Source organism: Streptomyces gottesmaniae, from assembly GCF_031845845.1.
GTDB classification, from domain to species: domain Bacteria; phylum Actinomycetota; class Actinomycetes; order Streptomycetales; family Streptomycetaceae; genus Streptomyces; species Streptomyces akebiae.
In genome coordinates this window covers 212,163-232,054 of sequence record NZ_JAVRFJ010000008.1, presented here as the reverse complement: position 1 = coordinate 232,054, position 19,892 = coordinate 212,163, and the positions used below count along the sequence as shown (strand labels likewise).

Annotated in this window: 13 protein-coding genes and 1 pseudogene; 3 read left to right on the top strand and 11 right to left on the bottom strand. The window is 72.6% G+C overall.

All coding sequences use genetic code 11. From position 1 onward, the window contains the following. Window positions 1-21 precede the first annotated feature (21 nt). Together RM704_RS12245 and ligA are read left to right on the top strand one after the other, a co-directional pair. The gene (locus RM704_RS12245; protein WP_033525792.1) at window positions 22-1,476 is read left to right on the top strand and encodes a glyceraldehyde-3-phosphate dehydrogenase; all 1,455 of its coding nucleotides are present in this window, start codon (window positions 22-24) and stop codon (window positions 1,474-1,476) included. A 189-nt stretch (window positions 1,477-1,665) separates the two neighbouring features. Further along, entirely contained in the window at window positions 1,666-3,753 is a 2,088-nt protein-coding gene (gene ligA, locus RM704_RS12240) for an NAD-dependent DNA ligase LigA (protein ID WP_033525791.1), read from the top strand. A 72-nt stretch (window positions 3,754-3,825) separates the two neighbouring features. Here the strand turns inward: ligA and RM704_RS12235 are convergent, their stop codons facing one another. The 11 genes and pseudogenes from RM704_RS12235 to RM704_RS12185 all read right to left on the bottom strand — a co-directional run bounded on the left by RM704_RS12235 (window position 3,826) and on the right by RM704_RS12185 (window position 16,464). After that, complete coding sequence (locus tag RM704_RS12235; protein WP_033525790.1) at window positions 3,826-5,055, bottom strand: PP2C family protein-serine/threonine phosphatase; 1,230 nt, start codon at window positions 5,053-5,055, stop codon at window positions 3,826-3,828. 156 nt (window positions 5,056-5,211) lie between these two features. Further along, window positions 5,212-5,718 carry a hypothetical protein gene (locus tag RM704_RS12230; RefSeq protein ID WP_033525789.1) on the bottom strand — a complete coding sequence of 169 codons (507 nt, stop codon included), beginning with the start codon at window positions 5,716-5,718 and terminating at the stop codon, window positions 5,212-5,214. Window positions 5,719-5,786: 68 nt separating this feature from the next. Then, entirely contained in the window at window positions 5,787-6,599 is an 813-nt protein-coding gene (locus RM704_RS12225) for an endo alpha-1,4 polygalactosaminidase (RefSeq protein WP_052145888.1), read from the bottom strand. Continuing rightward, window positions 6,596-7,258: a spherulation-specific family 4 protein gene (locus tag RM704_RS12220; protein ID WP_033525787.1), complete on the bottom strand. Its 663-nt coding sequence runs from the start codon at window positions 7,256-7,258 to the stop codon at window positions 6,596-6,598. Before RM704_RS12220 ends, RM704_RS12225 begins: the two co-directional genes overlap by 4 nt. A gap of 215 nt (window positions 7,259-7,473) precedes the next feature. After that, window positions 7,474-8,442 (bottom strand): annotated as a pseudogene (locus RM704_RS12215) (NAD-dependent epimerase/dehydratase family protein); the annotation flags it as partial. A gap of 7 nt (window positions 8,443-8,449) precedes the next feature. Then, on the bottom strand, window positions 8,450-9,163 hold the full coding sequence (locus RM704_RS12210; RefSeq protein WP_033525786.1) for a nucleotidyltransferase family protein: 714 nt from the start codon (window positions 9,161-9,163) through the stop codon (window positions 8,450-8,452). A gap of 92 nt (window positions 9,164-9,255) precedes the next feature. Then, complete coding sequence (locus RM704_RS12205) at window positions 9,256-10,257, bottom strand: GDP-mannose 4,6-dehydratase (RefSeq protein ID WP_033525785.1); 1,002 nt, start codon at window positions 10,255-10,257, stop codon at window positions 9,256-9,258. A 79-nt stretch (window positions 10,258-10,336) separates the two neighbouring features. Next, window positions 10,337-11,755 (bottom strand): hypothetical protein, encoded by a 1,419-nt coding sequence (locus tag RM704_RS12200; protein WP_033525784.1) that lies wholly within the window; start codon window positions 11,753-11,755, stop codon window positions 10,337-10,339. After that, entirely contained in the window at window positions 11,752-13,260 is a 1,509-nt protein-coding gene (gene pelF / locus RM704_RS12195; RefSeq protein WP_033525783.1) for a GT4 family glycosyltransferase PelF, read from the bottom strand. The genes RM704_RS12200 and pelF overlap by 4 nt, the downstream gene beginning before the upstream one ends. Window positions 13,261-13,385: 125 nt before the next feature. After that, window positions 13,386-15,530, bottom strand: coding sequence for a hypothetical protein (locus RM704_RS12190; RefSeq protein WP_033525782.1), 2,145 nt, complete (start codon window positions 15,528-15,530; stop codon window positions 13,386-13,388). Window positions 15,531-15,936: 406 nt separating this feature from the next. Beyond that, complete coding sequence (locus RM704_RS12185; RefSeq protein WP_033525781.1) at window positions 15,937-16,464, bottom strand: hypothetical protein; 528 nt, start codon at window positions 16,462-16,464, stop codon at window positions 15,937-15,939. A gap of 556 nt (window positions 16,465-17,020) precedes the next feature. Between RM704_RS12185 and RM704_RS12180 the strand changes: the two genes are divergently transcribed. Beyond that, a complete protein-coding gene (locus RM704_RS12180) occupies window positions 17,021-19,795 on the top strand; it encodes a M4 family metallopeptidase (RefSeq protein WP_052145887.1) in 2,775 nt (924 codons plus the stop codon). Window positions 19,796-19,892: the final 97 nt, after the last annotated feature.

The following is a 19,892-nucleotide window of genomic DNA, read 5'->3' as shown; positions in this document are numbered from 1 at the left end:
CCTAGCTCGAAAGATAAATCTGTGACTCTCAACGAGGACTCGTTCACCGTCTGGAAGCACCGCGAGGAGATCGCGGAATCGATGATCCCGATCATCGGGAAGCTGCACCGCGAGCGGGACGTGACGGTCCTGCTGCACAGCCGCTCCCTGGTGAACAAGTCGGTGGTCAGCATCCTGAAGACTCACCGGTTCGCCCGCCAGATCGCCGGCGTGGAACTCTCGGTCACCGACACCCTGCCGTTCCTGCAGACCCTCACCACGCTCGACCTCGGCCCCTCCCAGATCGACATCGGTCTGCTCGCCGAGGCCTACCAGGCCGACGACCGAGGCCTGTCGATCGCGGAGTTCACAGCCGAGGCCGTCGCCGGTGCCACCGGCGCCAACAAGATCGAGGGCGGGGAGGGACGCGACGTCGTCCTCTACGGCTTCGGCCGCATCGGCCGCCTCGTGGCCCGCCTGCTCATCGAGAAGGCCGGCTCGGGCAACGGGCTGCGGCTGCGCGCCATCGTGGTGCGCGGCGGCGGGGGGCGGGCCGCGGAAGATATCGTCAAGCGCGCCTCGCTGCTGCGCCGGGACTCCATCCACGGCCAGTTCCAGGGCACGATCACCGTCGACGAGGCGACCAGCACGATCAACGCCAACGGCAACGAGATCAAAGTGATCTACGCCGGAAACCCGTCCGAGGTCGACTACACCGAGTACGGCATCAAGAACGCGATCCTCATCGACAACACGGGCAAGTGGCGCGACCGTGAGGGTCTGTCGAAGCACCTGCGTCCCGGCATCGACAAGGTCGTGCTGACCGCGCCCGGCAAGGGTGACGTCCCGAACATCGTGCACGGCGTCAACCACGACACGATCAAGCCGGACGAGCAGATCCTGTCCTGCGCGTCCTGCACCACCAACGCGATCGTGCCGCCGCTGAAGGCCATGGACGACGAGTTCGGTGTGCTGCGCGGACATGTGGAGACCGTCCACTCGTTCACCAACGACCAGAACCTGCTGGACAACTACCACAAGTCGGACCGCCGCGGCCGCTCCGCGCCGCTCAACATGGTCATCACCGAGACGGGTGCCGCCTCGGCCGTCGCCAAGGCGCTGCCCGACCTGAAGGCGCCGATCACCGGCAGCTCGATCCGCGTCCCCGTCCCGGACGTCTCGATCGCGATCCTCAGCCTGCGCCTCGGCCGCGAGACCGACCGCGAGGAGGTCCTCGACTACCTCCGGGGCGTCTCGCTGACCTCCCCGCTCAAGCGCCAGATCGACTTCACCAACGCGCCCGACTCGGTCTCCAGCGACTTCATCGGCTCCCGCCACGCCTCGATCGTCGACGCCGGTGCCACCAAGGTGGACGGGGACAACGCGATCCTCTACCTCTGGTACGACAACGAGTTCGGCTACTCCTGCCAGGTCATCCGGGTCGTCCAGCACGTCTCCGGGGTGGAGTACCCGACGTACCCGGCTCCGGCGGTCTGATCCTCCGGGCCGTGAGCCCTTCCGCGTGACACCGGCCGCCCGCCGGCCCTCCGGCCGGCGGGCGGTTCGTGTTCTCGCGGGGTGCGCCACCCCTTCCGCAACAGCATCCGCTTCACCCAGCCGAACGGCTGAGCCCCCGCGCTCCCCCGGTTCGGGAGCGTTGTCAGTGGTGGGCGGCAGGATGGGGGCATGACGACATCAGCTGCAGTGATCGTGGATGCCGCCGCCTACGCGCAGGCCGTCGAGGACGCGGTGCGGGCCTCGGCCGCCTACTACACCGGGGGTACGTCGGCGCTGGACGACGACACCTACGACCGGCTCGTGCGCGGCATCGCGGCGTGGGAGGCCGAGCATCCCGACGCGATACTGCCCGACTCGCCCACCGGCAAGGTCGCCGGTGGCGCGGTCGAGGGGGACGTACCGCACACGGTGGCGATGCTGAGCCTGGACAACGTCTTCTCGGGCGAGGAGTTCACCGCGTGGACGGCGTCGCTGGCCCGGCGGATCGGCCACGACGTGGAGCGGTTCAGCGTGGAGCCCAAGCTCGACGGGCTCGCGGTCGCCGCCCGCTACACGCGGGGACGGCTCACGCGGTTGATCACCCGTGGCGACGGGACGGCCGGGGAGGACGTCTCGCACGCCATCGGCACCATCGAGGGGCTGCCGGGCGAGCTCGCCGAGCCGGTCACGGTGGAGGTGCGGGGCGAAGTCCTCATGACCACCGCCCAGTTCGAGCACGCCAACGAGATACGCACCGAACACGGCGGGCAGCCGTTCGCGAACCCGCGCAACGCCGCGGCGGGCACCCTGCGCGCCAGGGAGCGTGCCTACACCGTGCCGATGACGTTCTTCGGGTACGGGATGCTGGCGCTGCCGGGCACGGACTCCGCCGACGCCGCCAAGCTGGCCGAACTCGCCCACAGCGACCTGATGACCCGGGCCGCCGAACTGGGGGTCAACACCACCGCCGGTACGGCCGTGCCCGGTGTCACCGCCGGTTCAGTCGAGGAGGTCCTCGCCCGGGTGACGGAGATCGCCGCGCTGCGGGCCGGGCTGCCCTTCGGGATCGACGGGATCGTCGTCAAGGCCGACCTGGCCGCCGACCAGCAGGCCGCCGGGTCGGGTTCCCGTGCCCCGCGCTGGGCGATCGCCTACAAGCTGCCCGCCGTCGAGAAGATCACACGGCTGCTGGAGGTGCAGTGGAACGTCGGCCGCACCGGCATCATCGCGCCGCGCGGCGTGCTGGAGCCCGTCGAGATCGACGGCTCCACCATCACGTACGCCACCCTGCACAACCCGGCCGACATCACCCGCCGCGACCTGCGGCTGGGCGACCACGTCATGGTGCACCGCGCCGGTGACGTGATCCCGCGCGTGGAGGCCCCCGTCGCCCACCTGCGCACCGGCGACGAACAGCCCATCGTCTTTCCCGAGGTGTGCCCGAGATGCGGCTCCGGCATCGACACCGGCGAACAGCGCTGGCGCTGCGAGAACGGCCGCAACTGCCACTTGGTGGCCTCCCTGTCGTACGCCGTCGGCCGCGACCAGCTCGATGTGGAGGGGCTCGGGCACACCCGGGTCGTCCAGCTCGTCGAGGCGGGCCTGGTGACCGACCTCGCGGACCTGTTCGCCCTCACCCGGGAGCAGCTCCTCCGGCTGGAGCGCATGGGCGAGACCAGCACCGACAATCTCCTCGCCGCGCTGGACACGGCCAAGGGGCGGCCGTTGTCGCGGGTGCTGTGCGCGCTGGGGGTGCGGGGCACCGGACGTTCCATGTCCCGCCGTATCGCCCGGTACTTCGCCACCATGGACAACATCCGCGCCGCGGACGCCGAGGCGATCCAGAGGGTGGAGGGCATCGGCACCGAGAAGGCCCCGTCGATCGTGGCCGAACTCGCCGAACTCGCCCCGCTCATCGACAAGCTCGTGGCGGCCGGGGTGAACATGACCGAGCCGGGCGCCACACCTCCCGCGCCGGCCGACGAGAACGCCGCCGACGCCGAGGAGGGCCCCGAGGCCGCGGGCGGGCCGCTCGCCGGGATGGCCGTGGTGGTCACGGGCGCGATGACCGGCGTCCTGGAGAAGCTCAGCCGCAACCAGATGAACGAACTCATCGAACGCGCCGGGGGACGCGCCTCCTCCAGCGTGTCCAAGAAGACCTCGCTGGTCGTCGCGGGGGAGAACGCCGGCTCCAAGCGCGCCAAGGCCGAGACCCTGGGCGTCCGGCTGGCCGACCCGGACGAGTTCGCCGCGCTGGTGGCCGACTTCCTCGACTGACCCGGCGTGCCCCGGCCGACGCCCGGCCGACGCCCGGCCCACGGCTGTCGGCGCGCGCACCGGCCGCCCAGCTCACAGCCGAATGATCACGAGGGCCGTGTCGTCGGTGGCGCGGCCGTGGTGGAGCAGGTCGAGCAGGAGGGCGTCGGCGAGGAACTCGGGGGTGGAGCGGCGATGGCGGGTGAGCGCCTCGGCGAGGCGGCCGAGGCTGACGTCGATGTCCTCGTCACGGCGTTCGACCAGACCGTCCGTGTAGAGGACCAGGGTGTCGCCCTCGCTGAAGTCGACGGTGGCCTCGGGGCGAGGGGTGTGCTCGGGACGGGCGCCGAGCGGCGGATCGGTGGCTCCGTCGAGGAAGACGACCGTGCCGTCGCGGCACAGCACCGCGGGCGGCAGATGGCCGGCGCTGCTGTAGGTGATGGTGTGGGTGTCCCAGTCGACGCAGGTCTGCACGGCGGTGGTGTTCTCGGCGCCGTCGACGGAGCGGGCGTACAGGCCGAGCGCGTCCAGTGCCTGGGCGGGACCGTCGGCCACCAGGGACGCGGCGCTCAGCGCGCTGCGGAGCTTGCCCATGACGCAGGCTGCGGCCAGGCCGTGTCCGACCACGTCACCGACGGCGATCCCGATGCGGTCGACGCCGGCCAGGCTGACCAGGTCGTACCAGTCGCCGCACACGTTCAGCGCGTCCGTCGCCGGCTGGTAGCGGACGGCCGCGCGATGGTGTCCGACCGGGTTGGGCGCGGGCAGCATCGCCTTCTGCAGGGCGAGCGCCACCTCCCGTTCGTGGGCGTGCGCCTCGCGCAGGCGATCGTTGACCTCCTGCAGCTCCCGGGCGCGGGTGTAGAGCTCTGCCTCCAGCACCCGGGCCCGGTCGCCCGGGGCGCGCTCGCGGGCACGGATCAGCTCGGTGACCTCCTCCACCTTGTGGATCAGCAGCGCCACCTTGCCGTCGGGGCCGAGGATCGGCGCGTTCACCGGACTCCAGTACCGTTCCTCCCACTCCCCCGGCCGCTCGGCGGACTCCACGTCGAAGCGCTGCAACGCCATCGCGTCCCGCTCGCCGCTCTCCACCACACGGTCCAGGGAGGCCGCCAGATTCCGCATGCCGTCCGCGGACGAGTCCTCGGGGTTGTCGGGGAACACGTCGAAGAGATACCGGCCGACGACCTGCTCGCGGGTGCGCCCCGACATCCGCAGAAACTCCTCGTTCGCGTCCGCGTACACCAGCTCGGGTGTCAGCAGCGCCACCATGCCCGGCAGCGCCTGGAACACCGCCGCGTAGTCGATCGCCGTCTCCGCCATGGTCGCCGCCTCAGCGTCCGTCGCCTGCCTGTGATCTCCACCATAGGAGCACGGGGCCACCCGGGCGCGGTTCTGTCCCAGGAAAACCGCCAGGTCACGCACGGGTGTGCGAAGGAGGACGCAGCGTCGCGGTCGTGGTGGGCGCCGCCGGAGGGGTCAACCGGCGGCGCGCAGGAGGATGTCGCGCAGGGAGCCCATGCCGTACTTGTCCTCGTGGCTGGACAGCTCGGCGACCTCGCGCAGGAGGGGTCCGAGGTCGATGCCCGCGCGCCGGGCGTCCTCGCACAGATCACGCAGGGTGAGGAGTTCGTCGCGGGTGTCGGAGCCCTGGTCGACGGCGGACAGGTGGAGCAGACGCAGTCGGAAGCCCTCGGGGGTCGGCTCCGCGGGCAGGCGCACGCCCCAGCGGAACGCGGTGTGGCGCGCGAGGAGGCCGCGCAGGGAGGCACGCAGCTCGTCGTCGCCGTCCGCGTAGGCGGTGAGCAGGGACCGCAGGACGACCTGCGCCTCCGTCCGGACCCCCGCCGCGTCCATCGCGTCCGGGCGCTGCCTCGTCTTCTCCGCCCAGTCGGGGTCGCTCAGGTCCACCGGCTCCTCCGCGATCGGCCGCAGGGCGGCGTCGACGCGGGCGACCCGCCTTTCGATCCCGTCCGGCCCCTCCATGCCGTTCCTCCTCCTCGTTCCCCCTCACGCACCGAGACCCGTGGGGACGCGGGCCGCGCGGCCCGCGCTCAGCATGGCTGCCGCCACACCCCCAGCTCCAGCCGTTTGACCATCGACGAGAGTCCGAGGCGACGTGACTCCGCGCAGAAGCTGCTCCGGGGTTCGGTGTACTCCACGTGGAACACGGCCTTGCCTGCTTCGACGAAGGGGGAGAGCCGCGCGCATTCGTCGTACTGGGCGCACTCCTCGTTGACGGCGAAGTCGAAGTCGGCCAGCAGCTCGGGTATCTGGGACAGGTCGTTCTTCAGGCCCACCGCCAGGCCGCGTTCATGGGCGATGTCCGCGATCATGCGGTTGTAGGCCAGCTGGTCCCGCGCGGTGAGCGGGAAGCCGGTGTCGTCGCCGTAGCCCTCCACCAGGTCGGGCTCCACCGCGTCGAAGCCCTTGTCGCGGCACATGTCGAAGCGGCGTTCCATGAGCGGCCGCAGGACGTCCAACTGCCGTATGTCCAGCCAGCGTTCGCCCGCCCAGCCGTTCTCCTCGCCGAGCAGCGAGCGGGGGAAGGCGTCCTTGTCGGGCCGGAAGTCCTCCCAGGCGCCGACGTTGATGTAGCAGATGACCTTGCGGCCGTCCCGGTGCAGCCGGGCCACGTCCTTCGCGGAGTTCTCGAACCCGTCGATGTCGTAGACGGGCACGTCCGGGGAGGGGTCGACCCTTCCGTCCAGCTGCCACTGCCAGGCGAGACCGGGCCGGGGTTTCCAACGCGGCCCCGACGTGGTGCCGGAATCCGGGTCGGGGTCGCCCCCGCAGCCCGCCAGCGTCGAGGCCACGAGGGCGGCCAGCAGCGCCACGTACCCGAACGCCGGTCTCCTGCTCCTCATCGGTCCGTCCCGGTGAGCGCGGGCGTCAACTGGGCCCAGGGGTTGGGTGGTTCGCCGGTCACGGGGCCGCAGACGGCGGCGCCCCGGTCGTGCGCGGTGCGCACGGCGAGCGGTACGAGTGCCTCGGGGACGCCGTAGACGAGGTGGCAGAGCCGCTCGGGCGGGTGGCGGGCGACCCAGGCCGGTCGGCTGAACGCCGACACGTACGTCGACCAGTGGCCCTCGAAGGTGACGGTCAGATCGGCGAGGCGGGCGTACCCCGGAGCCGGGTGGACGCCGGGGTTGAGGACGACGGTGGCGGCGCCGAGCCGGCGGACGGCCCGGACGATCCTGCGGCAGGCGGGCAGGCCGTCCGGGGTGGCCGTCACCTGGTCGAGGAAGCAGCCGTCGGCCGCGTACCACTCCTGGTGACGGCGTACGTCGTCGGCGATCTCGGCGCGGTCGCGCACCCCGTAGTCGGTGTCGACATAGCCGAGCAGCCGGGCCCCGGCCGCGCGCAGCGCCCCGGCCGCCGCGGTGAACGCGGGGTCGGGGACGTCGCCGGGGCCGTTCGCGGGGTTGAGGACGACGGCGTAGGTACGGGGCGCCGCCCTGATCAGGCGGAGCCAGGCGCCCGGGTCCTCGGCCGGGTGGACGTACAGCGGGATCAGCAGACTCACGGCGTACGGACACCCTTCTCGCCGCCCCCGCGTTCCCCGACGCCGTCCCGTTCCCCGACGGTCCTGTGTTCCCCGACGGCCCTGTGTTGCCCGTCGGCTCCGCGTTTCCCGTCGGCTCCGCGTTTCCCGTCGGCTCCGCGTTTCCCGTCGGCTCCGCGTTTCCCGTCGGCTCCGCGTTTCCCGTCGGCTCCGCGTTTCCCGTCGGCTCCGCGTTTCCCGGCGGCTCCGCCGCTCTCCCACAGTGCGGTGAGCGCGTCGTCCAGGCTGTGGGCCGGTCGCCAGCCGAGGGCCGTCTCGGCGGCGGTGATGTCGGAGCACTGCCACGACACGTCCGCCGATCGAACCGACCCGGCCGCGTGAGCCACGCCGGCCGCCCCCGCGCCCAGCCCCGTGCTCCCGCCCGCGCCCGCCGACGCGCTCGGGCCCGTCGCGTTCTCCATGATCCGTCCCCGGAAACCGGCCTTGCCGGCCAAGCACCGCACCACCTCGCGGACCGGGACGGCGCGGCCGCCGGCGATGTTGAGGACGGGTGGCAGCGGGCCGGGGGCCGTGGCCGCGAGGACGACCGCTCGGGTGACGTCGCGGACGTCGACGAAGTCGCGGTACGCGGAGAGGTCGCCGAGGGGGACCACGGCCTCGGGGTCGGGCCCGGCGGTGCGGAACAGGGTGGCGATGCGGCCGGGGAGGCTGGTGGGCGGCGCCCCGGGGCCGACCGGGTTGCCGACCCGCAGGACCACCGCGTCCAGGCCGGACGTGGTGACGGCCACCGTCCCCGCGAGCTTGGTCGCGCCGTAGGGGGCGAGCGGACGGGTGGCCGCCGACTCCGTCACCCGGACGTCCGGGACGCCGGGCCCGTACTCGGCGGCCGAGCCCAGCTGCACCAGCCGTGCACCGGGGGCGGCCTCGCGGAGCGCCGCGCACAGGACGGCGGGGCCGCGGGCGTTGACCTCGGCGAGGGTGACGGGGTCGCCGCCGGTCGCGCCCGCGCAGTTGACCACGGTGTTGGGCGCGGCCGACGCCAGGGTCTTCGCCAGTTCCGCGGGGCGGACGGTGGCGAGGTCGACGGCGTGGTCGGCGGTGGGCGCACGGCCGCCGCCGAGGACCAGCGCGCCCGGCAGGGCGCGCAGCCCCTCGACGACATGGGCGCCCAGATATCCGGTGAAACCCAGGACGAGAATGCGCATGGGGTGCTCAGGCTCCCTTGAGCAGAAGCGACTTGCGGGTGGTGAACTCGGCGTTGGCCCGGTCGTAGTCGTCCGGACGGCCTATGTCCAGCCAGTACCCGTCGAAGTCGTAGGCGTGCGGCTGGTTCTGAGCCCTTATCAGGTCCAGGACCAACTCGTCGAAGCCCAGCGGCAGACCGGGGGTGTAACCCTCCAGGGTGGAGCGGGACACGCCGTAGACCCCCATGGAGACGCGGTAGTCCATGCTCGGCTTCTCGGTGAAGGCGACGACCTTGCTGTCGTCGGTGGTCAGCACACCGAAGTCGATGTGGACCTTGCGGGCGTAGGTGGCGATGGTGAGCGGCGCCCCCGACTCCCGGTGCCGGCGCAGGACATCGGCGTAGTCGAGGTCGGTGAGGACGTCGCCGTTCATCACGAGGAAGGACTCGGGCAGCCGGTCGCGCAGGTTGAGCAGCGGGCCCATGGTGCCGAGAGGGCTCTCCTCGAGGGCGTAGTCGACGGTCAGGGCCCACTGGGAGCCGTCGCCGACGTAGGCACGGATGATCTCGCCGAGGTGGCCGATGGCGAGGGTGACGTGGGTGAAGCCGGCCGCGGAGAGCTGGCGCAGCACGATCTCCAGGATGGCGTGCTGGTCGCCGATGGGGACGAGCGGCTTCGGCAGCGCGGTCGTGTAGGGCCGCAGCCGGACGCCCTTGCCTCCCGCCAGGATCACTGCGTGCATGGTGCTCCTCCTTCGTGCTTCGTGGACTGGTGGACTTCGGGGATGCGCGACGACGCACGGGGACGTGCTCCGCCGACGCGGCCCGACGGGAGTCAGATGTTGTAGATGCCGGTCTTGTAGCGGGCGAGGTTCACCGGGTCGCGGAAGAACTCCACGGTGTGCGCGAGGCCTTCCTCCAGGGTGTGGGCGGGCTGCCAGCCGGTGGCGGCGGTCAGCCGGCTCGCGTCGGCGACGAGCCGCATCACCTCGGAGTTCGCGGGCCGGATGCGTGCCTCGTCCTCGCGGACGTCGAGTTCGCTGTCCATGACCTTGCCGATCAGCGCGACGAGGTCGCCGATGGAGATCTCGCCCCCGGTGCCGGCGTTGAAGGTGCGCCCCACGACCTGTTCGGCGGGCGCGGTGCCGACGGTCAGGAACGCCTGCGCGGTGTCCTTGACGAAGGTGAAGTCCCGGGTGGGACGCAGATCGCCGAGAGTGATGGTGCGCTCCCCCGCCGCGACCTGGCCGATCACCGTGGGGATCACCGCGCGCATCGACTGGCGGGGCCCGAAGGTGTTGAACGGCCGCAGGGTCACGACGGGGGTGTCGAAGCTCGCGTGGTAGCTGTCGGCGAGCCGGTCGCCGCCGGCCTTCGAGGCGGCGTACGGCGACTGGGTGTTGATGGGGTGGTCCTCGGTGATCGGCACGGTCCGCGCGGTGCCGTAGGTCTCGCTGGTGGAGGTGTGGACCAGGCGGGGTGTGCCGAGGGCCCGGACGGCCTCCAGGACGTTGAGGGTGCCGGTGACGTTGGTGTCGACGTAGCTGTGCGGTGCCTGGTAGGAGTACGGGATCGCGATGAGGGCGGCCAGGTGGTAGGCGGTGTCGGCGCCGTCGAGGAGGCCGCGGACCGAGCCGGGGTCACGGACGTCGCCGAGGACGATCTCGACCTGGTCGAGGACGTCGGGGTGCAGGGTCTCCAGCCAGCCGTAGGAGGAGAAGGAGTTGTACTGGGCCATGGCCCGGACCCGGTGTCCGGCGGCGACGAGCGCCTCGGTCAGGTGGGAGCCGATGAAACCCTCGGCTCCGGTGACGGCGGCGAGCGGTGCGGAGGTCAACTGGTGTGTCCTTCCGGTCGGTCGGTGGTGTGGGGGGTGGCACGTGGGGGGTGTGCGGTGGTCGGGGTGAACGCGGGGTTCAGGCGTGCGGTGCGGGCCGGCCCAGCAGCCGCAGCGCGCACGCCGACAGACAGAGCGCGGCGACGGCGCAGCCGACGGGCAGCGCGAGGTCGCCCGGTGGCAGGCGCAGCAGGGTGACCGTCCCGGCGCCGCCCGCCGCCGCGAGACAGATCGCGGCCGACGGCCAGGCCGCCCCGAAGGCCTGCAGCAGCAGCGCGGTCCACAGGACGGCGGCGAGCAGCAGCAGCGGGGCGGGGGCGGCGTCGGTGAGCAGGGCCGCGGGCAGCAGCGGCAGCAGGTAGGCGAGCTGGCAGAGGGCGAGGATCCCGGTCGAGCGCAGCAGGAAGCCGGCGGGGGTCGCGACGGCGCGCAGCGCGGCGACGGACAGCCCCCGGTAGCGGTAGAGCAGCCATTCCGCCGGGCCCATGCTCACCGTCAGCACGATCACCGCGTACGGCTCCTGCCGGCCCTCCAGCAGCACCAGCACGCCGGCGGCCAGGCCGAAGAGGCCGTACGGCAGGGACCACCGCAGGCGGGGGCGGCGGGCGTCCGGGACGGCCGGGGCGGCGAGGGTGGCCCGCAGGGTCAGGCCGGTGACGGCGAGGGTGGCGAGCAGGGCGAGGAGGGGCAGTCCGGCGCGCGCCCACGGGCCCGGTTCCCACCAGGGCAGGACGACGGCTCCGGCGATCAACGGGCTGAGCGCGGCGAGGAGTTGGCGTTCCCGGCCGAGGACCAGCAGGACGCCCGCCGCCCCCAGGTACACGGACTGGGCGGCCGCCACCAGGGTCACCGGGCCGCCGTCGGCGGGCAGTGCCGCGATCGCCGTGGCGACGAGCGCCCCGGCGGGCGCGCCGGTCAGGAGCGTACGGCCCGCTTCGCGCGGCCCGGTCGCCATCCGCAGATGGGCGCGGTGGCCGAGGGCCTGGCCCCAGGCCCAGGAGACGAGGCCGGCCACGATGAGGGCCGGGGCGTGGGCGCCGGGGTTCCACAGCGGGGCGGTCAGCAGATAGGCGAGGCCGGGGAGGGCGAAGAGGACGCCTCGCAGCAGGCAGCGCACGGTGTCCGGGCGCCAGGGGTCGGCGGCCGGGGCGGGTTCGGGGAATGTCCTCGGCACCCGTTCGTACAGGGCCGAGGCCAGCGAGAACAGGTTCGGGTGGCCGTAGCGTTCCTTGATGAGGGAGGCGGACAGGCCCTCAGCCTCCAGCAGGGCGGCCACTTCGTAGGGGTGGACGGCCGGGCCGACGCGGTCGGCGAGTTCGGCGGCGAGTTCGTTGACGGCCTCCTCGTCGGGGCCCTGGTGCGGGAGCCGGATGGTGAGGGTCGTGTCGTCGCCGAGGGCCCAGCTGGGGCGGCGGCGCGGGCGGCGCCGGTCGGCCAGCCGGATGGCGAGGGTGTCCTGTTCGACGCCGCCGGGTTCGAGTGACAGGGGGCCGCTCATCCGGCCACCGTGCTGATCGTCGCGGGCACCCTCGCCGGGATCTCGACGGTCGTCGACCGCCTTGCCCGGGTGGGCAGTTCGAGGTAGATGGCGCGGAAGGTGTCGATGGTCTGCCGGAGGGTGAACTGCTCGATCACCCGGAGCCGGGCCGCCTCCCCCATCGCCCGGCGGCGCGCCGGGTCGCCCAGCAGTTCCAGCGCGGCCCGCGCCATCGCCTCCGGGTCGCGCGGCGGTACCACGAGCCCGGTGTCGCCGACGGCCTCGCGCACACCCCCCACATCGGTGGAGACGGTGGCCCGCCCGCACGACATGGCCTCGATGAGGGTGAACGGGAAGCCCTCGCTGATGCTGGAGAGCATCACGACGTTGCCGGCCGCGTAGGCGTCCTTGATGTCGTCGACCCGGCCCTCGAAGGTGACGGCGTCGCCGTGACCCAGTTGCACGGCCAGGGCCTCGCAGCGCTCGCGGTAGGCCTCGCCGCCGCGCGGTGTCCCGCCGAACAACCGCAGCCGTGTGTCCGGGAGTTCGGCCCTGACGAGGGCGAACGCCCGGATGAGGGTCTCCAGGTCCTTGATGGGGTCGACGCGGCCCGCCCAGCTCAGGGTGAGCGTCTCCGGTTCGGGTCCGGCGGGCGGGAACGCGGCGGGGTCGACGCCGTTGTAGACGGTACGGATCGACTCGGGGTCGGCGCCGCCCTGTTCCTCCCAGAGCCGGTTGTAGCGGTTGCCGGGGGTGATGAGGGCGGCCCGGCGGTAGGTCTCCTCGGCGAGGAGGCGGAAGAAGCCGAGGACGACCGCCTTGACGGGCCAGCGGTAGGGGGCGGTGCGGTAGCCGAGGTAGCGCTCGCGCAGATAGACGCCGTGTTCGGTGAGCAGCAGGGGGACACCGTGCCGTTCGAGGGCGGCGAGGCCCGGGAGGACGGCGACGCCCCCGCTGACCGCGTGCGCGACACCGGTCTCGGGCGAGGGCGCGGCGAGCGGGCGCAGGGCGTGTTCGAGCAGGGAGGTCGCGGTGAGCGCGTCGTGCAGGGTGGGCCGGGCCTCGCGGACGGCGAGGCCGGGGCGGTTCCAGACGGCGGCCAGTTGCGCGATCGCCCGGTCCGAGCGCAGGAAGGGGCTGAGGGTGCCGTCCGCCGCGGCCCGGGCCAGCTCGTACAGGGCGGGCGCGAAGCCGTCCTCGGCCCCCGGGTCGAGCAGGGCGGTGAGGAACCGTTCGTAGGCGGTGGCGAGTCGGTGACGGGCGCGGCCCCGGGGCGCGCGGCCCTCGGGCGGGTCGCCCCACATGGGGACGGACAGCACACGGCGGACGTGGGCGGGCACGTCCCAGGCGAGGGGTTCGCGTCCGGTGCCGGTGACGGCGATGACGTCGAAGTCGAGGTCCGGCATCCCCTGGACGAGCTGGTCGCACCAGACGCTGACGCCGCCGTGGCTGTGGGGATAGGTGCCTTCGGTGAGGAGGGTGACGCGCGTCGCGCCGAGTCGGCGCGCGTCGTGGGGAACGGGCATCGGTGTGCTCCACTGCCGTGGTGTGGGGTGGTGCCCTGCCGGTCCCGGCCGCGGGTGACGCGTCCGGGACGGCTCGATGGGCGGGTGCCGCGGGTCAGTCGTCCGCGGAGTCAGTCGTCCGCGGGTCAGTCATCCGCGGTGTCGGTGTCCGCGGTGTACGGCACTCTCTCGCTCACGCCCGCGGGGACACGGGTGTCCGGCGCCGGATCCGTGGCCTCGACGGGCTCGTCGGCGGCGGCGGCCGAGGGGCCGGCGGCCGTGGGGAGGGCGAGGGCGAGGGGGGCGCCCGTGGAGGGTGTCCAGCCGGAGACCGCGCCCGCGTAGGCGTCGCCGAAGGCGGCGCCGGCCAGGGTGGTGCCGGTGGGCGCGGTGACGGTGACCGCCAGGCCGTCCGGTGCCTCGACGGTGACGGTGTCGCCGATGCGGTGGGCGGTGACCTCGCCGGCCTGGACGGCGGCCCGCCACAGGGCCCTGCGGCGGAGTTCGGCTCCGATGTCCTTCATCCGCAGGTTGACCACGGGGGTGTTCTCGGCGAACAGGGCCGCGTAGCCGTCCAGCACGCCGTCGAGCACCGGGTAGGCGATGCGGTCCTCGGCCAGGTTCGACTGGTGGATGAAGTGCGGCTTGGGGTCGCCCGCGAGGACGTGGCCGAGGGCGATCCGCTTCTCCAGCGGCACGATGACGTCCTCGTACCCGGTGGCCGTGTCGAGCGGTGCCGTGAGGCAGGTGGTGGTGGCGGGGTTGTCCTCGCAGATGCCGCTGCCGCCCTGGGCGCGGCTGGTGTAGATCCAGTTGTACTCGTCGACCTGTTCGGCCGCCCGGCCCGCGTTGTAGAAGACGTTCATCGGGTGGCGGGGCACGGTCGTGGCGGGGCCGACCTGACGCTGGGTGGGCTCGCGGGAGTTGTCGGAGCCGAGCCAGGTGATGTCGTTGTCGTCGAGGGCGAGCGCCAGGTTGGGGTTGTCCTCGGGCTGTTGCGGCAGCACCTTCATGCCGGAGTGTTCACCGGTGACCAACTCGCCGTCCTCCAGCGGCAGTCCGGCCGTCCGGCCCCAGACGCGGTTGGTGGCGATCTCGTCGGAGATGTCGTTGCGGCTCACCCACCGGGTGGAGCCGTCGGCGTCGGTCGCGCATCTCCAGGGGACCACGCCGGTGTCCTGGACACAGCCGAGGAAGGGGTGCGAGTAGGTGTGGTTGATCCAGCGGAAGCGGTCGCGCTCCGCGATGAACCTGTCGGTGAGGGCGTCCTCGCCGTTGTTGTCCTGGCGGTGGTCGACGCTGCCGGCGCCGTTGTAGGCGAGGTCGAGGGTGAAGCCCTTGTCGGTCTGCCAGGCGGTGGCGTGGTCGACGTCGGCCGGGGTCATGCGGATGGGGTCGGGCTCGACGTTCGGGTCGGCGCAGTCGACGTCGCCCGGGGTGCAGTTGAGCTCGGTGTTCCAGCGGTCGTCGGCGGCGAACACGTCGTCGACGTGCACGGCGAAGTAGTTCCGCGAGGCACCCAGGTGTACCCCGCCGGTCATCCAGGCGACGATGCCGCGGGCCAACAGCCGGAACTGCTGCTGGTAGCGGTTGTAGACGAAGGTGACGACGAGTTCACGCCGTCCGTCGTGCCGGTACTCGCCGACCAGTGTGCCGCGCGTGGACCCGCCGGGGACGGCCGCGTCGACGTAGGGGGTGAAGTCGGCTCCCGCGACGGGCCTCGACAGGTAGGCGTAACTCTCGCCGATGGCGGGGTCGTTGTCCTCGAAGGGCACCGCGCCGTCGAGGTACCCGAAGGGGCCCGCCCTGCCGGCGTCGGTCACCCGGGCCTCGGCGCCGTCGAGGCTGCCGGAGTAGCCGCCGTACACCGGGTACTGCAAACCGGCTTCTGGACGCGCGTAGGTGTAGGCGTCGACCTGGGGGATCGCGTACGTCCGCTCGTACTCCGCGAGCGCCGTCATCTCGGCTGAGCCGGCCGGGAACGGGTTGTCGTTGGGCAGCACGACCGCCTGGTACTTGGCGCGCGGGCGGCCGTCGACGGTGTCCGCGAGGAAACCCGCGTCGATCACGGGCCGGTCGGCGCTCGTCAGGTCGATCTCGGTGTACGGCGTTCCGGCGGTGGTGAGTTCGGCGGCTATCGCGTCGGTGGACGGGCCACCGTCGCTGACCACCAGGACCCGCAGATCGACGCGGGGTGTGGTGTCGTCGGCGTGGACCGGTCCGGCCGGCAGGCCGAGCGCGGCGATGAGCGCGCCCACCGTGAGCACGGTGGTGCGTAAAGTCCGCTTCATGCGGTGAAGTCCCCTCCCCGGGCAGGGGTGAGCACGCCTCTCCTGGAGCGGACGCACCCCCTTGCGCGACGCCGGCGTTCCCCCTCAGAACCCAGTCGTCGACGCATCCGTCGCGTCACATAGTGGTGTCTGTGTGTGGCTTTCGTGGTCATGCTGCGAAACATGACGGAAAAGCGCAGGTGTCCAACTGAGCGGACAAGGAACCGAATTGAACGTTTTCTCATCCACCCGGAACGGGGCCTACGACGACCACGAGGGCCCGGCGCGCTGGTCCGGGCCCCGCGGGACGTGTCGGCGGACCGTTCGGGCCCGCCCGGCCGTTCGCCAGTGGTTCAGACCATGACGGAAGCCTGATCGCAGATCATTTCAGGTCACTCCCGTCACGACCGCCTTGGCCGACGGACCGTCAGGCGCAGAGCACCCGCGTCTCGGGCGTGAACACCGGTCCGCCGCTGACGTTGGTGCTGTCGCTGAACTCGGCGTAGTAGTACGAGTAGAAGCCGATGTTCCCGTTGCAGCCGGAGTCACCGGCGACCTGGAGCGTCAGCGTGACGGTACGGCTCTGGCCGGGCGGGACCGTGGCGCCGTAGTTGGTGCCGAGGTTGGCGGGGCCGGTCCCGGAGCAGGGGGTGGCGCCGGCGGCCGTGGCGAGGCTGCAGCCGGTGAAGGAGTACTTCAGGTCGGGGCGCTGGGTGGTCAGCCAGGTGGGCTCGATGGTCTGGTAGATGAACCAGACGTCGTACGTGTGGTTGTTCGTGATCGTCATCGACAGGTTGACCGTGCCACCGGGCGTCGTGGTGGCGCTGTCGGTGGCGAACGTCAGTTCCGCGGGTGCCGCGGCGGCCGCGCTCGCGCCGGGGGCCGTGCCGAACACGGCGAGGGCGAGGGCCAGGACGGCACCGAGGCCGAAGCGTCTCATCAGTGGTGATCGCATGGGCCGGGAGGCTAGGCATCCGGCGGGCGCACCGTCTGCCCCGACGGGCGGCGAGCGACCGCCCCACGGCCGGAAGTGGGCGCCGGGTGAAGGAGAGGCGGTGGATCCGTGACGGCCCCCCGGAGGCCGGTATCAGCGCACGGTAACCGTTGTGTGACAGGGGGTGCGGACGGGGTCGGTGACACTCGTTCGGGGCGTGGTGCGGACGGGACGGCATTGGCGCGTATCGCACCTCACGGGCCGCTTCCCCGCCGCCACCTGGTGTGCGGGATCTCGGCCATCCGCCGATTTCCGGCCCCGCTCCCGGCCCCCGCGGTCGCGGGGCCGGAAGTCGTCCGTGGAAACCGCCGCCCCGTTGATGAGTCGGAGCATCGCCTGTTCCATGGCCGTGCCCGGCGGTCGACCACCGCCGGTTTCCGATTGTTGGGGGAATGGGGGCACCGTGGGCCGGTCCGGAGCGAGTGCGGAAAGACGGTCGGGGTCATCGGGAGCACGTCGATACGGCAGATCCGGTGCGGCGGCGCTGATCGGCGTCGCCGCACTCGTCGTGTCGGCGATGCCCGCCGACGCGGCGACGAGGGGTACGGCACCGCCACCGAGCCCGGGAGAGTTGATACCGGGTCAGCGGACGGCGACACCCGCGCTGGTGGAAGGCCTGCGCGAACAGGCCCCCGACACCCCGAACGCGGTGGACGCGGCACGCGCCCATCTCGCAGAACAGCGGGACCGCTACCGGATCGCGCATCCTCGGCGCGACCTGGAACCGGCGGGGACCCTCACGACGGACGACGGGCACGAGACCGTACGGCTGCGGCAGGAGCACCGGGGCGTGCCGGTGCTGGGCGGCCAGTACGTCGTACGCATGGAGAAGCGGGACGGCGAACGGGTCGTCACCGGCACGTCCGGCAAGTACTTCACGGGTCTGCGGGCCGACACCACCGCCACCGAGGTGGACGACGCGCTCGCCGTCGAACGGGCCGTCGACGCCGTGCTGTCCGACCTGCGCACGCGGGACTTCACCGCGTACGCGGAGGGCGGTGAGGAGAGCGGCGTGGAGGACGCGCATCCGCTCACCGGCACGTCGAACGGCCTGGTCGTCCTGCCCTCCGGCACCGGTGTGCTCACCCGGCACGTCACCGTCCGGGGCGCGAACCCGGTGGGCGGTGAGCCGGTGCTGCGCGAGGTGTACGTCGACGCCGACGCCGGGTATCCGGTCCTGCAGTACAGCGGGATCAAGACGTTCGGCGCGCCCGGGGCGACCACCGGGGTGAACGCGGACGAGCGCGTCGACGCGCCCGACCGGATCGCCGGGCGGGCCGCGGCGGGCTCCGGCGTCAAGCTGGACGGCCGGGCCGTGGGCCTGGAGGTCACCCTCGACGAGATCCGCGGCGCGCACGTCCTGCGCGACACGTCCCGGGCCGACGAGGAGACCGGGCGTCCCGTCCTGTCGACCTGGGACGCGCGCGGCAGGCAGGTCACCGACGTGGCCGGCGTATGGCCCGAGGACCTGCGGGAGTTCGCCTCGCCCACCCCGGACTTCGCGGCGGAGGCGACCGAGGCGGGCGCGGTGGACGCGCACTGGGCCGCCGGGCAGGTCTACGACTGGTTCAAGGGCAGGCAGGGCCGCGACAGCCTCGACGGGCGCGGTATGTCGGTCGACTCCCTCGTGGGAGTGACGAACTACGGGCAGCCGTACGTCAACGCCTTCTGGGACGGCACGAAGATGGTGTACGGCACCGGCGACGCCGAGTACCGTCCGCTCTCCGCCGGGCTGGACGTCGTCGGGCACGAGATGACCCACGGCGTCATCGACCACTCCGCCGACCTCGTCTACGCGGGCCAGTCCGGTGCCCTGAACGAGGCGATCGCGGACTACTTCGGCAACGCCATCGAGACGGACGTGTACGGCCTTCCCCTGGACGACCCGGACGCCGGGCTCCTGGGCGAGCGGCTGTGCCGCACCAGGACACCCGCCGCGTGCGCGTTGCGCGACCTGAACGACGGGCGGACCACGGCCACGTCCTTCCTCGGCGTGGGGTTCGGCACGGACAGCGGCGGCGTCCACCTCAACTCCACGATCTTCTCCGGGGCGTTGTGGGACATCCGCGAGGACCTCGGCGCCGCGCTCACCGACGAGATCGTGTACAAGGCGCTCACCGAGTACCTCACCCCGCTCGACGGTTTCACCCAGGGCCGGGACGCGGTGCTCGCCGCCGCCGGGGCCCTCGGAGTGGAGGGCCAGGACCTGAACGCCGTGCGGCGGGCGTTCAACGCCCATGGCATCGTGGCCGACTGGGAGCTCGCCCTGGGCGTCGACTCCGACCCGCTGCTGGAACGCGTCAACACCACCGACTCCCGCCTGGGCGCGGGGGGCGACTGGTGGGTGGCCTCGTCCTCGAACGAAGCGGGCACCGAGGCGTACTCGGTGTGGGCCGGGCGCACCGACGGCTCCGGACGGCTGAAGCTGATGAGCCCCAACGACGGCCGCTACCACGTCGATCCGGCGACCGACGGGAAGACGGTGGTCTGGGCGGCGTACGGCTCCGGTCCCGTGGAGGTCCTCGCACGGCCGATCGCGGGCGGTCCCGTCCGGAAGCTGTGGTCCGGCCGAGGCGTGGGCTCCTCGATCGCCGTCGAGGGCGACACCGTGGCCTTCGAGCACCACAACCACGGCGGGCGCCGGGGCGTGACGTATCTGAGCCTGAAGGACCCGGCGGGCAAGGTCTCCGTCGGCGGCGGCACGTACCGCCGGGCGTCCTTCCCGTCGCTGAGCGACGGACGGGTCGTCTACCAGGACTACCGGCGAGTGCGGGCGTCGTACGAGTACTCCACGCGGACCATCGACGTCGCGACCGGTGAGGACACGCTGCTGCACCGCTCGGAGTCGACCACGAGTCTCGGCCCGACCGCCGTGAACGGCCGGTACGCGTACTGGCTCGCCAACGAGGTCCGGGACGACGGCAGGACGCTGCTGAGGCGTTCCGCGCTGGACGGTTCGGGCGTGGTGGACCTGAGCCCGGAGAGCGGCCCGAACTCCCTGAACGTCTTCGACGTGACGGCGTCCGAGGACACGGTCACCGCGGGGGCCCGCACGGGCGACCCCGCGATCCGCAACGAGTCCCTGGCCAAACTCTGGCAGTTCGACGGCGACACGGGCCGGCGCGCCCGCGTCTCCTGCAACCGTGGCGAGCAGCTGTCCGCGGCGGCGGCCACCGGCACCCGGGTGATCTGGCTCGACTCCACCACCGGCATCAGCCATGTGGTGACCCGCGCCCGCCCGGCCGGAAGGTGCGAGGCCGCGCCGCGGTCGGCCGGGGCGGTGCTGCCTTAGGGTCCGGGCGGACGGAGGCGGCGCCGACCGGCCGGTGACCGGGGCGGGTCACTGCGCAGGGTGAGCGCGAGGGCCGCGCGGCGCCGCCTACGACGAC

Bases quoted from the DNA above. Each gene is read 5' to 3' on its own strand.
- ligA (WP_033525791.1), top strand. From the start codon at position 1,666: ATGACGACATCAGCTGCAGTGATCGTGGATGCCGCCGCCTACGCGCAG.
- RM704_RS12235 (WP_033525790.1), bottom strand. From the start codon at position 5,055: ATGGCGGAGACGGCGATCGACTACGCGGCGGTGTTCCAGGCGCTGCCG.
- RM704_RS12230 (WP_033525789.1), bottom strand. From the start codon at position 5,718: ATGGAGGGGCCGGACGGGATCGAAAGGCGGGTCGCCCGCGTCGACGCC.
- RM704_RS12225 (WP_052145888.1), bottom strand. From the start codon at position 6,599: ATGAGGAGCAGGAGACCGGCGTTCGGGTACGTGGCGCTGCTGGCCGCC.
- RM704_RS12210 (WP_033525786.1), bottom strand. From the start codon at position 9,163: ATGCACGCAGTGATCCTGGCGGGAGGCAAGGGCGTCCGGCTGCGGCCC.
- RM704_RS12200 (WP_033525784.1), bottom strand. From the start codon at position 11,755: ATGAGCGGCCCCCTGTCACTCGAACCCGGCGGCGTCGAACAGGACACC.
- pelF (WP_033525783.1), bottom strand. From the start codon at position 13,260: ATGCCCGTTCCCCACGACGCGCGCCGACTCGGCGCGACGCGCGTCACC.
- RM704_RS12190 (WP_033525782.1), bottom strand. From the start codon at position 15,530: ATGAAGCGGACTTTACGCACCACCGTGCTCACGGTGGGCGCGCTCATC.
- RM704_RS12185 (WP_033525781.1), bottom strand. From the start codon at position 16,464: ATGCGATCACCACTGATGAGACGCTTCGGCCTCGGTGCCGTCCTGGCC.
- RM704_RS12180 (WP_052145887.1), top strand. From the start codon at position 17,021: ATGCCCGCCGACGCGGCGACGAGGGGTACGGCACCGCCACCGAGCCCG.